Below are 13574 nucleotides of genomic sequence, written 5' to 3'. Positions count from 1 at the left end.
AGTGAATTCCACCACTATGGCACGTACACCATTTATTGCTGGTAACTGGAAGATGAACCTGAACCATCTCGAAGCTATCGGTGTGGTGCAGAAACTCGCGTTCGCTCTGCCAAAGGAGTACTACGACAAGGTTGACGTCGCTGTCATCCCGCCGTTTACCGACCTGCGTTCGGTCCAGACTCTGGTTGAGGGCGATAAGCTCGGCGTCACTTACGGCGCGCAGGATGTCTCAGTCCACGAGTCCGGCGCTTACACCGGCGAGATTTCCGCATCGATGCTGGCAAAGCTCGGCTGCACCTGGGTCGTCGTCGGTCACTCCGAGCGTCGCGATATGCACGCAGAGGACGATGAGCTGGTCGCAAAGAAGGCCAAGGCAGCACTGCGCGAGGGCATGAACCCAATCGTCTGTGTCGGCGAGCCGCTGGAGGTCCGAGAGGCCGAAGAGCACGTCGAGTACGTTGTCTCTCAGGTCAAGGGCTCCCTGGCTAACCTGACCAACGCTGAGCTGGCCAAGACCGTCATCGCTTACGAGCCTGTCTGGGCTATCGGCACCGGTAAGGTCGCATCGGCTGCAGACGCGCAGGAAGTCTGTGCAGCTATCCGCGAGACCGTCGCAGAAATTGCGGACGAGAACATCGCAAAGGAGATGCGCATCCTCTACGGTGGTTCCGTCAAGGCCGAGAACGTCGCTGAGATCGTCGGCAAGCCCGACGTCGACGGCGGCCTCGTCGGTGGCGCTTCGCTCGACGGTGAAGCATTCGCGAAGCTCTGCGCACTTGCTGCAGATGCCGCTCAGAACGCCTAAGTGCATATAAATTCAGAACAACTGATAAGATAGGCGCCATGCGCGACCCCGGATTGGTTTTATTGATTCTCATAAAACCGATTCGGGGTTATTGCCTTTAGGCGGACTCAATCCAGGCACACCGACTGGCAATGTTTTAGCGCGATACATTTCCCGAGGCTTTCCACTTGGAATGCCCGGCAATTTTCAAAGGACGTGCTCAATGAACGAACAAGTACATGGTGACACTGACCGACACACTGCAAGCAATGAGCAATCCTCATCGACCGCTACCGCGAAGCAGCAGGACTTGCTCTGGGAGGATATTCGCCACCTGGGTCGAATTCTTGGGCAGGTAATCCGCGAGCAAGAGGGTGACGAGGTCTTTAACCTGGTCGAAAATGCTCGCCGTGCAGCCTTCGAACTCCATCGTGGCGATGGCGACATCGAGAAGCTCACCGGCCTCTTCCGCGATATTGACCCAGCCGAGGCAAGCCCTGTCATCCGTGCTTTCACGCACTTCGCACTTTTGGCCAACCTCGCTGAGGATTTGCACGAGGAGCTGGGCATCGAGGCATCTCTCGATGCTGGCGATCCACCGCAGGACTCCACGCTGGAGGCAACATGGCAGAAGCTTCGCGACGCCAAGGTTTCCGGCGGCGCGATTGCGGACATGATGGACCACATTGAGGTCGTCCCGGTTCTGACCGCACACCCAACGGAAACTCGTCGTCGCACAGTGTTCGATGTGCAGAAGCACATCACGGCCGCAATGCGGCGCCGCCACGAGATCCAGGCAGCCCCGATGAATGCGCGCACCGCGGACCGACTCGCTGAGATTGATGCCGATATCCGTCGCCGGATCCTGACGCTGTGGCAAACGGCTCTGATTCGCATGAACCGCCCGGATATTCGCGACGAGGTCGAAGTTGGTCTTCGCTACTACCAGCTTTCTCTGCTGGAAGCTGTGCCACAGATTAACCGAGACGTCGTCAAGCACTTGCGTCAGCTCGGCGGGGACAAGTTGCCGGCTAACCCAACGATTCGCATGGGCTCGTGGATTGGCGGTGACCACGACGGCAACCCATACGTGACAGAGGAGACGCTGCGCTATGCCTCCGATAGGGCGGCGGGTACGATCCTGCGTCACTACTTCTCGCAGCTGCACCTGCTGGAGCGCGAGCTCAGTCTCAGCGACCGCCTGACCAAGGTCACCGTGGATTTGGTCGCTCTGGCCAGCCGCGGCCACAATGACGTTCCTAACCGCGAAGATGAGCCGTACCGTCGTGCGGTTCACGGTATCCGCGGTCGCGTGGCGGCAACAGCGGTGAACTTCTTCGACGAGTCCATCATCGAGGGCGACTGGTCGGAATTCACTCCGTATGACAGCGCCGAGGAGCTACTTGAAGAGCTCTCGATTATCGACGACTCCCTGCGGTCCAGCCACGATGACCTCATCGCCGATCACCGCCTGCGCGACCTGATGGATTCAGTGGAGGTATTTGGTTTCCACCTGTACTCGATTGATATCCGCCAGAATTCGGACTCTCATGAGGAAATCCTCACCGAGCTGTTCTCCGCTGCCGGTGTGGTGGACAACTACGCGGGATTGAAGGAAGCCGACAAGGTCGAACTGCTGACCAAGGAACTGCAGTCCTCCCGTCCGCTGGTTTCGACTTCCGCAGATCTTTCCGAAGCTACGGCTCGCGAGCTAGGCATTATGCGTGCGGCATCTCGTGCGGTGCGCAAGTACGGTCACGACGCGGTACCGCACTGCATCATTTCGATGTGTACATCGGTCTCCGACCTGCTGGAGCCGATGATTCTGCTCAAGGAAGTCGGTCTGATTCGCCCGAATGGCTCGCAGCCGACCGGTTCTGTTGACGTCATCCCGCTGTTCGAAACCATCGAAGACCTGCAGGCTGGTGCCGACGTCCTGCGTGCTGCGTGGGACATTCCGGTCTACCGCGCATACGTGTCCGCACGCGGAGATCTGCAGGAAGTCATGCTCGGCTACTCCGACTCCAACAAGGACGGCGGGTACTTCGCTGCAAACTGGGCGCTTTACGACGCGGAGGTCGCCATCGTGGCAGCCGCGAAGGACAACGACATTCGCCTGCGTCTCTTCCACGGCCGCGGAGGTACCGTTGGCCGTGGTGGCGGACCGTCCTACGAGGCAATTCTGGCGCAGCCGTCGGGTGCAGTCCAGGGGTCGGTGCGTATCACCGAGCAGGGCGAGATTATCTCTGCCAAGTACGGTCACCCTGCAGCGGCACGCAGGAACCTCGCCGCACTTGTTTCGGCAACGATTGAGTCGACTCTGCTCGACGTCGATGACCTGAAGAACCCAGCTCGCGCCCACGAGATTATGTCGGAGATTTCCGACATGTCTCGCGAGGCCTACTCGAAGCTCATGCACGAGGACCCGGGCTTTATTGACTTCTTCACGTCGTCGACCCCGGTCGATGAGATCGGCAGCCTGAACATCGGTTCGCGTCCGACCTCACGCAAGCAGACCCAGACCATTTCTGACCTGCGCGCAATTCCGTGGGTACTGTCCTGGTCGCAGCAGCGTTCTATGGTGCCGGGCTGGTTTGGTGTCGGCTCTGCACTGCAGGAGTGGATCGGCGAGGACGAAGACGGTTCCCGCCTGGCTGAGCTCCGTCAGCTCAACGAGATTTGGCCGTTCTTCAATTCGGTGCTGTCGAACATGGCGCAGGTCATGTCCAAGGCTGACCTGAACCTGGCGCGCGCCTACGCTAGCCTGTGCCAAGATAAGGCCGACGGTGAGCGCATCTACGGCATCATCAAGGCTGAGTTCGACCTGACTTTGGAGATGTTCCTGAAGGTAACCGGGTACAAGCACCTGCTGGAGGACAACCCGCTGCTCAGGCGCTCGGTGGACATGCGCTTCCCGTACCTTATGCCGCTGAACATCATCCAGCTGGAGATGCTGCGTCGCTACCGTGCCGGCGATAATCGCGACAAGGTGCGTCGGGGCATTCAGCTGACCATGAATGGTCTGGCAACTGCACTGCGCAACTCCGGCTAGGGATACGGCTAGGGATACCTAGCCAGCGGAGCAATTGCGCTAGTATAGTTGGAGTTCTTAAAGAAGCGACGTTTCAAAAGGAAGTGCGCGTGTACCTCGCCATTCAGATTGTCCTGGTCATCACATCCATCCTGATGACGCTGTTCATCCTGCTCCACAAGGGTAAGGGTGGCGGACTGTCCAGCCTCTTTGGTGGCGGCATGCAGTCGAATCTGTCCGGTTCGACTGTGGTGGAGAAGAACCTTGACCGCGTCACTATTGTGACCGTGATTATCTGGTTGCTCTGCATTGTCCTGTTGCTGCTGTTCAATACTTTCGGCTGGTAGGTTCCGCACGCAGCACGCCCCACCGCAGGCCTTTAAGCAATAAAAATTCCCGTCGATAGCATTTCGCTTATCGACGGGAATTTGCTGTTTCTGGGCTGTTAGCGGTGAAGCGGAAGCCTAGAGCTGCGCAGCCGCAGCATCGTCAACAAAGACAACGGTTTCCTGAACACCGCGAACCCCGGCCGCCGGCCACTGCGCTGGGTCGTCCTGCTGAGCGATAGCTGCAATTGCCTCAGCCTTTTCGCCGCCCGCTACAAGTAGCCACACACGCTGAGAGCTGGCGATGGCCGGCATCGTCAACGTGATGCGGGTCGGCGGTGGCTTCGGGCAGTTATGCACGTCCACGACCAAGCGTTCCTGCTCAGCCAGCGCTGCGGTATGTGGGAAAATCGAGTTGATGTGTCCCTCTCCGCCCATACCAAGAAGGTGAAGGTCAAAGCCATTTGGAGCCTTCTCCCGAACGATAGCTTCGTAGCTTTCGGCGGCCTCCGTGGTGGTCACGCCGCTGTCGGCAGCGGCAAACTCGAAGATGTTTTCCTCCGGCACGCCGACAGGGGACAAGAGACGCTTACGAGCAGCCAACGCATTGCGATCTGCCGAGTCGGCAGCGACAAAGCGTTCATCTCCGAAGAACACCAGGACTCGGTTCCAGTCGATGTCTCCGGAATCGTCGGCAAGCGCACTGAGCAAAGCGGTACCTGCGCCGCCACCGGTGAGAACGACGCGTACGAAACCGTCATCGGTGACCGGAGAGGCGTTGCCATGTTGGACGGCGACAACCGCATCGATGAAGCGCTGACGTGCAGCCTCGACGATACCCGCCTGGTCAGCGGCGCGGTGGAACTGAGGGGCAGGGACGGTATTCGACGCGTTATCGGTGGTCACTTGTCAGAGACTCCTGGTTCGTTAGCGAAGCTAGTTGTTGTGGACGTCGGAGGTTGCATTCCCACCGTGTGAATCTGGCTGAGGCCACGCAGGGCACGTCCGTAGGCAGTATCGTGGTCGAGGTGACGCAGCTCCTCTGCCAAACATTCGGAGCGTGTTGGACGCGATACTGCGACCTTGAACGGGGGTTTTTCTCCGTTGGTGACCGATGCAGTGGTGGCGCTTTCAATATCGATGCGCAAAGTCTGGCCATTTTCACGCTCAAAGGCGACGGAGGTCACCGGTGGCTTGGCGCGGCCCTTTTCGTCCACCGGAATCTTCTTCTCACCGGTGGAGTAACGGTTGACCGGCAGCCCCAGGCGATCTGCCAACCATCCGGCGGCGACCTCGACCGATGGCGAGTCCTGTGGGCCGTAGATGGACACGGAGGTCACCGGCGAATGCGGCGGCAAGTCGAAAGCGGATGCCAACACACCGCGCCAGTTCGTCAGCCGCGACCAGCTCAGGTCGGAATCGCCGGGCGTGTAGCCCGTACGGCGCGTGTAGATAGCGTTGCTATTCGGGTCACAGAGTGAATCGGTGATACGGCGCTGGGCAATTCGGCCGATTGGTGTCGCCGCTGGGACCTGCGGCGCCTCAGACGGCCACCACGCCACGACCGGCGTATCCGGCAGCAGCAGGGGAGTCACCACAGAGCTGTGGTGCTGACCAATCTCTCCGGACATGTGCATAACGACGATCTCAGCGGCACCGGCATCACCACCGACGCGGAGTTCCGCGTCGAGGCGATTGTCCAGGCGTGGATCATCGGAGACCAATACCAGCACACGGGATGGGTGCTCGCGGGAAACGGAGTTGACCGTGGAGATAATGTTTTCCAGGTCGTCTTCGCTTTTGGCCAAAACAATCAGGGTGAGGACACGGCCCGTGGTGACGATGCCGCCCTGCTCTCGAAGCTGCACCAACTGACGAGCAATGCTCGCGGTGTCAGTGTCTGGCAAATTGACAATCATGAAAGTGTTCTTTCTGTCAGAAAATTCTTAAGAACTGAGAGGTCGGCAACCTATGGCCGTCGCCAAGCGCGACCGTCGCGCTCGAGCATGTGGTCAGCGGAGGAAGGCCCCCACGAACCTGCGGGGTAGCCCTCGGGACGACCGCGCTTGGCCCAGTACTCGATGATGGGGTCAAGAATCTTCCAGGAGAGCTCGACTTCCTCGTTGGTGGGGAAGAGGCTGGCCTCGTCGAGAAGCGCATCCAGAATTAGGCGCTCGTAGGCCTCTGGCGACTGCTCGGTAAACACCTCGGAGTAGGAGAAGTCCATGTTGACATCGCGCACCTCCATGGCCGAGCCCGGGACCTTCGAGCCGAAGCGCATGAGCACGCCCTCGTCTGGCTGAACACGGATGACCATTGCGTTCTGGCCGAGTGCGGCAGTCATTGTCTCTGCGAAGGGCAGGTGAGGTGCGGACTTAAAGACCAGCGCAATTTCAGTGACGCGGCGGCCGAGGCGCTTGCCGGTGCGCAGGTAGAAGGGGACACCGGCCCAACGACGGGAGTTGATCTGCAGCGTACAGGCGGCGTAGGTCTCGGTCGTGGATTCGGGGTCGAAGCCTTCCTCATCGCGCAGCCCCGGCACGAAGTTGCTGCCCTGCCAATCCGCCGTGTACTGGCCACGAGCGGTGTATTTCGAAAACGGACGCACTGGCTCGACGGCACGCAGAACCTTGATCTTTTCCGCCTGCAGCTCTTCCGGGGTAAAGGCGATGGGCTCTTCCATTGCCACCAGCGCCAGGAGCTGGAGTAGGTGGTTCTGAATCACGTCACGAGCTGCACCGATACCGTCGTAGTAGCCGGCGCGACCGCCCAAACCAATGTCCTCGGCCATGGTGATCTGGACGTGGTCAATGTAGTGAGAATTCCACATCGGATCGAACAACTGGTTGGCAAAACGCATGGCCAGAATGTTCTGGACGGTTTCCTTGCCCAGGTAGTGGTCGATGCGGAACACAGCGTCTTCTGGGAAGACCGAGTTCACAATCCGGTTGAGTTCCTGAGCGGAGGCTAGGTCGTGGCCGAATGGCTTCTCAATAATCACGCGACGCCAATAATCCTCGCCCGACTGCGCCAGCCCCGAACGATCGAGCTGATGACAGACATCGGGGAAGTTAGCTGGCGGAATGGACAGGTAGTAGGCCCAGTTGCCAGCGGTGCCGCGGGAGCGATCGAGCTCCTCAAGTTGTGCGGCCAGGCGATCGAAGGCCTCGTCATCGGTGAAGGTACCGGTGACAAAGTGAATGCCCTCAGCCAGGCGCTGCCAGACACTCTCACGGAAGTCTGTGCGGGCGCCCTGTTCCACTGCGGTGCGCACATAATCCTCAAAGTCCTGTTTCGACCATTCGCGACGACCGTAGCCAACTAACGCGAAGGAGGCAGGCAGCAGACCGCGGTTGGCCAGATCGTAAATGGCAGGCAGAAGCTTCTTTCGGGCCAGATCGCCCGTCACTCCGAAAATCACCATGCCGCCCGGGCCGGCAATACGCGGCAAGCGCTTATCCTGCGGGTCGCGCAGCGGGTTGATGTATCCGTCGTGGTTGGTGCTGTCGTCTCCGTTGTGCGGAGAGCTGGCAGTAGGGGAGTTCGAATCGTTGCGTTGCAGAGAATCACTCACGGTTTACATAATGTCATATCGAGAAAAGTCCGGTGGAATCGTTTCCGATTCCTCCGATGGGGTCTTGACGGGTCCCTTCTTCTGCCTTAGGTTTATGACCTAGGTGGTATACCCATAAACCACGGAGGTGTATATGCAGGCGAAGGAGGCGGACCCTCGGCCCATCTACGTCCAGATCGCCGAGGATCTGAAATCAATGATTTTGTCCGGGGAGCTCTCGGCTGAGGATCGTGCCCCTTCAACCAAGGAGCTCTCGGAGTTCTATCAGGTCAACCCAACCACGGCCGCCAAGGCCATGACGGAACTGTCGATGGTGGGGCTTGTGGAGAAGAAAAGAGGACTCGGCATGTTTGTCACTCCAGACGCCCGTAATCGCATTCGCGCTGAGCGTCGTGAAGCGTTCCAGCGCACCTACATCGAGCCATTAAAAGCGGAGGCCGGCATTCTCGGCCTCACGCTCCACGACATCATCGCCATGCTGGAGGAGGAGAAATGAGCATCTACGGCGTGATTGGCCCCAACGGCGCCGGCAAGACTTACTACCTGCGTACCCTCGCGCAGATGCCTACGGCGGCCCTGGCGAAGGCTGCACCCGACACCCAGGTCTTCGGTGCCACCCCGCGCGAATATTTCCAGATCCTGCGCACCGGCTGGGATCAGCTCGATGTGCCCCACGCGGAGTCCCTCCTCGATTTCCCCGCTGACACCCCTATCAAAAAGCTCAGCCTGGGCCAGCGCCAGCTGCTCATCGCCGCTGCCACCCTGGCATCGGGCAAGGAAGCATTGCTTTTCGACGAGCCCTTCAACGGCCTCGATGTCGAGCACCGCGCCACATTGCGCGGCATGCTTATCGACTCGGCCGAATCGGCCGACCTTGTGGTCACCTCGCAGCACTCCCAGGATCTAGCCGGCCTAGTCGACACCTTGATTGTCATCCACAAGCAGGATGCGTACGGGCCCTATGACGTCGATAAGCTGCGCGCTAGCCATCCGGTGCTGCGAGGCCCTACGGATCTCGTGGCGCAGGTGGCCGGCCCAGTGCTCGCTAAGAAAACCCTCGGCGAGCGCTGCGAGGCAATCCTGGCTACAGAGCTCAGTTCGTCTGCCGCTGCGCATGCCCGCGCCCTCGGCGTTGAGGTGAGCTACCTCGACCCCGCGGCCCTCATCGACCTCGCAAGCACCTCCTCCTACATCGAACGGAGCAAGAAATGAGCACCGGACCTTTCATCGCGACCAACAAGAAAACCTTCCTCGGTGTTGCCGCCGTGTCCATCCTGTACTCGGCCTTCGGGCGCATGCTCGTAGGCAGCGGAACCGGCAACACCTTGCTTGGCATTATCGCGCTGGGCATCCTCTTCCTCATCACAGCCCGGCGTTCGGTCACCCTGCGTGACTACGGCGTGAGCACTGCCCGCTGGGTACGCTCCGCAATCATCGCAATCTTGGGCACATCGTTGGTGGCTACCGCCTTCATCGTCACGGCGATGGTCATCGAACAGAACAAGTCCGGTTACTACCGCGGATTCGATAGCTTCATTGTCACCTCCGGACCGGCCCTGTTTCCGGACACTAACGGGGAGCTGTACATGATTGAGGATTCCGGGCAGAACTACACCACAGTTCTGCTCACCGCGCTGTGCGTCTTCTTGAGCTTCCTCATGGCTACCGTGGCGAGCACCGCAGTCGGCACCGTCGCCGGCGCGAAGGGCACTCGTGCAGGATCGATCACCATTGGCCTGGCCCTGGTCACGCTCTTCCTCTTTAGCTATCTGCTGGACGTGACCAACTCCGTACCGGGCGCCCCCTGGCCGGCTGTGCCGATCTTTGCCTCAATCATCGCCGTAATCTCTGCGTTCGTGATGGCCTGGGCTTTAAAGGAAGACAAACGCCCACTGCCCTCTGTGCGTCCCACCTTCGCCACGTCCTAGCACCAATAGAAAAGCTCCCCGCGCAGGGGAGCTTTTTCATGTCCAACGTTGAACATGCGGGTTAAGTAACACAACAGGCGAACCGAAACTGACAACCCCAAAAGTTACGGGCTGCAGATGTGAAACTGTGCAAGTTTATGACACCTTCAGGCTATTTTTCGGGCCGTTTTTGACATAACCGCAGTCAGTAACTCGGATCGCCAGGCGACCTGCTGGCGCCAGCCAGAAACGCAGCCACTACCAACAGGCACCTAGATAATCAGCAGGCTTACTTCAGCTGCTCCATGCGCTGTGCAATCGACTCGAGCAAGGACTGCCAGGAGTCCACGAACTTCTCCACGCCCTCGCGCTCCAGGACAGCGAAGACGTCATCGAGGTCGATGCCAATCTCGCTGAGCTGAGTCATAACGGCATTGGCTGCGTCACCCTGGCCGCTGACGGCGTCGCGAACCTCGCCCTCGAAGCCCGCGGCAGCACGCAGCGTCTTCTCCGGCATGGTATTCACAGTCTGCGGTGCAGCCAGCTCAGTGACGTAGAGGGTGTCCGGGTAAGCCGGGTTCTTCACACCGGTCGAAGCCCACAGCAGGCGCTGCGGCTTAGCACCGGCGTTTTCCAGCTGTGCCCAGCGAATATTCTGCGCCGAGAAAGTCTCCTCGAACTTGGCGTAAGCTGCACGGGCATTGGCCAGACCAGCCTTGCCGCGCAGAGCCAGGGCCTCCTCGGAGCCGATCTTGTCCAGGCGAGCATCGATTTCGGTGTCAACGCGGGAAACAAACAGCGACGCAACAGAGTGGACCGAAGCCAGGTCCACGCCGTTGTCCTTCGCACGCTCAATGCCCTCGATGAACGCATCAATGACCTGCAGGTAACGCTCCACCGAGAAAATCAGGGTGACGTTTACCGAGATTCCCTCGGACAGAGCCTGGGTGACAGCCGGCAGGGAAGCATCGGTCGCCGGAATCTTAATCATCGCGTTCTGCTTGCCGACGCGCTCCCAGAGCTTACGGGCCTGCGCAATCGTGGCCTCGTAGTTGTCGGCGTAGCGAGGATCGACCTCGATGGACACACGGCCATCGACACCGTCGGTTTCTTCGGATACACCAGCGAAAAGGTCACAGGCATCGCGGACGTCGTCGATTGCCATCGCGAACACAGCATCTGCCGGGTTCGCCCCCTCTGCAGTGAGCTGCGCCAGCTGAGAGTCGTAATCCTCACCGGCGGTCATCGCCGAAGAGAAGATTGCCGGGTTAGTAGTGACACCGACAACCCGAAGCTCTTCAATAAGATTTTTCAAATCGCCCGAGGTGAGGCGCTGGCGCGAAAGATCGTCGAGCCACGCCGAAGTCCCTACCTTGGCGAGCGCTTCCATCGTGGTGTTTCCCATAGTGTTTAACGCCTTTCTGTCAATACCGCTTCGTTGCCTAAAGACTTCGCTAAAAGTTGTATGTCCTTAAACTACTGTGCGTCACAAACAATACTGGCGCTACCGGAGCGCGGTACGGTTTTCACAAATCCCGTCCCGACAACGGCCGATAGCGCCAGGTTTTAACAAACTTACTTAGCAGCCTCGATGGACTCCTTGGCGGCATCGACAACAGCCTCTGCTGTGATGCCGAACTTCTCGAACAGCTCCTTGTACGGAGCCGATGCACCGAAGTGCTCCAGGGAGATAGCGCGACCAGCATCACCCAGGTGGCGGTACCACGGCATTGCAATACCGGCCTCAACCGAGACACGAGCGCGGACGGACTTCGGCAGAACCTGCTCGCGGTAGGCATCGTCCTGCTGCTCGAACCAGTCGAGACACGGAACGGAGACAACGCGGGCGCTGACGCCTTCTTCAGCCAGCTTGTCAGCAGCTTCGACAGCGAGGTGGACTTCCGAACCGGTAGCCATCAGGATGACGTCCGGGGTCTCCTTGGCGCCGTCGACAAGCACGTATGCACCACGACGGACACCCTCGGCGGCTTTTTCCTTCGTGCCTTCCAGAACCGGAACGTTCTGGCGGGTCAGAGCCAGAGCCTTCGGACCTGCCTCGCCTTCGAGAACAGCGGCCCAAGCCTGAGCGGTCTCGTTAGCGTCAGCCGGACGGACGGTGGACACACCCGGGATAGCGCGCAGCGAAGCCAGCTGCTCAATAGGCTGGTGCGTCGGGCCGTCTTCGCCCAGACCAATGGAGTCGTGGGTCCAGACATAAATAGGGGAGATGCCCATCAGCGATGCCAGGCGGACAGCCGGACGCATGTAGTCCGAGAAGATAAGGAAGGTGCCGCCGTACGGACGGGTACCACCGTGGAGCAGAATGCCGTTGAGGATCGAGCCCATGGCATGCTCACGAATACCGAAGTGCAGGTTGCGGCCGTACGGGTCGGTGGTCCAGGTACCGGTGGTGATGGACTTCGGGCCGAAGGACGGCTCGCCCTTCAGGACGGTGTTGTTGGAGCCAGCCAGGTCAGCTGAGCCACCCCACAGCTCCGGCAGGGTCTTACCCAGTGCCTGCAGCGCGGCCTCAGATGCCTTGCGAGTAGCAACGCCCTTCTCATCCGGCTCCCAAGTCGGCAGCTCAGCGTCGAAGCCCTCAGGCAGCTCGCCGGCGGTCAGACGGTCCAGCAGAACCTTGCGCTCCGGGTTAGCCGCAGCCCACTCATCAAACTTGACCTGCCACTGTGCGTGAGCCTCAGCACCGCGCTCAACCAGCTTGCGGGTGTGCTCAATGACCTCGTCAGCGACGTTGAAGTTCTTGTCGGTATCGAAGCCGAGAGCTTCCTTGATTCCGGCAATCTCGTCGCCACCAAGTGCAGCACCGTGCGAAGCGCCGGTGTTCATCTTGGTCGGAGCCGGGTAAGCGATCACAGTGCGAACGCGAATGAAGGTCGGACGCTCCGTATCCTTCTTGGCCTCCTCGACAGCAGCCTCGAGTGCAGCGACGTCCTCGCCGCCGTCGACCTCAATGACCTGCCAGCCGTAAGCACGGTAGCGGTCCGCGACATTCTCTGTGAAAGCAATAGTGGTGTCGTCCTCGATGGAGATGCCGTTGTCATCCCAGAAGACAATCAAGTTGCCCAGCTGCTGAGTGCCAGCCAGCGAGCAGGCCTCGGCAGTAACACCCTCCTGAACGTCACCATCAGAAGCGATGACGTACACGAAGTGATCGAACGGAGACTCACCCGGGGCAGCTTCCGGGTCGAACAGCCCACGTTCCCGTCGCGAAGCCATGGCAAAACCGACAGCCGACGCCAGACCCTGACCCAGCGGACCAGTGGTGATTTCCACGCCGTCAGTGTGTCCGTACTCCGGGTGCCCCGGGGTGAGGGCGTCCCACGTACGCAGTGCCTTCAGGTCATCGAGCTCCAGGCCGAAACCGCCGAGGTAGAGCTGGACGTACTGCGTCAGAGAGGTGTGACCACAGGAGAGAATGAAACGGTCACGGCCGATCCACTTCGTATCCTTCGGGTCATGGCGCATAACGCGCTGGTAAAGAGAGTAAGCCAGCGGTGCGAGGCTCATAGCAGTGCCGGGATGTCCCGAACCTGCCTTTTCCACGGCGTCCGCAGCCAGCACACGAGCCGTATCTACGGCCTTCGTATCCAAGTCAGACCAGTCCGAGGGGTAGTTGCGAACAACCCGTGCTTCATGCTCAGTCGACAGTGTCACGTGAATGACTCCTAGTATCCAAATGGATTAGTAAAGTTCTTCTCCATACTAACTAGGATTGCGCGCTCCGGGTTCAAACCGGGCCGATTAGCTAAGAGGTAAGTCTCAGAGGGCGCGCCGCACATGCTTCACGACGGTCATTATTGGAACCGTTATGATTACCGGTAAACTGATTGCCTGCCCCTCATTTTATTTTCCGGAAAAACTCGTCGGGAACTTTCCGACCGTTGCATCCGACTATCTGTAAACGGGGGGTTTGTTTATGGCGCGTGAAAGG

At 59.6% G+C, this 13574-nt stretch carries 11 protein-coding genes; 6 read left to right on the top strand and 5 right to left on the bottom strand.

Features of this window, described 5'->3' with window-relative positions:
* The first annotated feature begins 16 nt into the window (after positions 1-16).
* From tpiA to secG, 3 genes are all read left to right on the top strand, one after another.
* A complete protein-coding gene (gene tpiA, locus HMPREF2787_RS05525) occupies positions 17-805 on the top strand; it encodes a triose-phosphate isomerase (RefSeq protein ID WP_049190741.1) in 789 nt (262 codons plus the stop codon).
* A 202-nt stretch (positions 806-1007) separates the two neighbouring features.
* Positions 1008-3836: a phosphoenolpyruvate carboxylase gene (ppc, locus tag HMPREF2787_RS05520; RefSeq protein WP_070858606.1), complete on the top strand. Its 2829-nt coding sequence runs from the start codon at positions 1008-1010 to the stop codon at positions 3834-3836.
* 89 nt (positions 3837-3925) lie between these two features.
* Positions 3926-4162, top strand: a complete 237-nt coding sequence (gene secG / locus HMPREF2787_RS05515) for a preprotein translocase subunit SecG (protein ID WP_005510775.1) — start codon at positions 3926-3928, stop codon at positions 4160-4162.
* A gap of 117 nt (positions 4163-4279) precedes the next feature.
* On the opposite strand, the gene pgl is transcribed toward secG, so the two are convergent.
* Genes pgl through zwf form a run of 3 tightly spaced genes read right to left on the bottom strand, consistent with a single transcriptional unit; the run spans position 4280 to position 7715 of the window.
* Positions 4280-5047, bottom strand: coding sequence for a 6-phosphogluconolactonase (pgl, locus tag HMPREF2787_RS05510; RefSeq protein ID WP_048731884.1), 768 nt, complete (start codon positions 5045-5047; stop codon positions 4280-4282).
* The gene (locus HMPREF2787_RS05505) at positions 5044-6060 is read right to left on the bottom strand and encodes a glucose-6-phosphate dehydrogenase assembly protein OpcA (RefSeq protein ID WP_016422736.1); all 1017 of its coding nucleotides are present in this window, start codon (positions 6058-6060) and stop codon (positions 5044-5046) included. The genes pgl and HMPREF2787_RS05505 overlap by 4 nt, the downstream gene beginning before the upstream one ends.
* 50 nt (positions 6061-6110) lie before the next feature.
* Complete coding sequence (zwf, locus tag HMPREF2787_RS05500) at positions 6111-7715, bottom strand: glucose-6-phosphate dehydrogenase (protein ID WP_016422737.1); 1605 nt, start codon at positions 7713-7715, stop codon at positions 6111-6113.
* Positions 7716-7848: 133 nt separating this feature from the next.
* Between zwf and HMPREF2787_RS05495 the strand changes: the two genes are divergently transcribed.
* Genes HMPREF2787_RS05495 through HMPREF2787_RS05485 form a run of 3 tightly spaced genes read left to right on the top strand, consistent with a single transcriptional unit; the run spans position 7849 to position 9643 of the window.
* Positions 7849-8211: a GntR family transcriptional regulator gene (locus HMPREF2787_RS05495; protein WP_049190738.1), complete on the top strand. Its 363-nt coding sequence runs from the start codon at positions 7849-7851 to the stop codon at positions 8209-8211.
* Complete coding sequence (locus tag HMPREF2787_RS05490) at positions 8208-8927, top strand: AAA family ATPase (protein WP_070858605.1); 720 nt, start codon at positions 8208-8210, stop codon at positions 8925-8927. Before HMPREF2787_RS05495 ends, HMPREF2787_RS05490 begins: the two co-directional genes overlap by 4 nt.
* Complete coding sequence (locus tag HMPREF2787_RS05485; protein WP_070858604.1) at positions 8924-9643, top strand: hypothetical protein; 720 nt, start codon at positions 8924-8926, stop codon at positions 9641-9643. The genes HMPREF2787_RS05490 and HMPREF2787_RS05485 overlap by 4 nt, the downstream gene beginning before the upstream one ends.
* A gap of 268 nt (positions 9644-9911) precedes the next feature.
* Here HMPREF2787_RS05485 and tal read toward each other — a convergent pair whose 3' ends face one another.
* Positions 9912-11027 (bottom strand): transaldolase, encoded by a 1116-nt coding sequence (gene tal, locus HMPREF2787_RS05480; RefSeq protein WP_070595254.1) that lies wholly within the window; start codon positions 11025-11027, stop codon positions 9912-9914.
* Between the two features lie 170 nt (positions 11028-11197).
* Positions 11198-13297, bottom strand: coding sequence for a transketolase (tkt, locus tag HMPREF2787_RS05475; RefSeq protein WP_070858603.1), 2100 nt, complete (start codon positions 13295-13297; stop codon positions 11198-11200).
* Positions 13298-13574 lie beyond the last annotated feature (277 nt).

Origin of the sequence: Corynebacterium sp. HMSC061H03 (genome assembly GCF_001838215.1) — a bacterium.
GTDB classification, from domain to species: Bacteria; Actinomycetota; Actinomycetes; order Mycobacteriales; family Mycobacteriaceae; genus Corynebacterium; species Corynebacterium jeikeium_D.
This window is presented reverse-complemented; position numbering and strand designations above follow the sequence as displayed.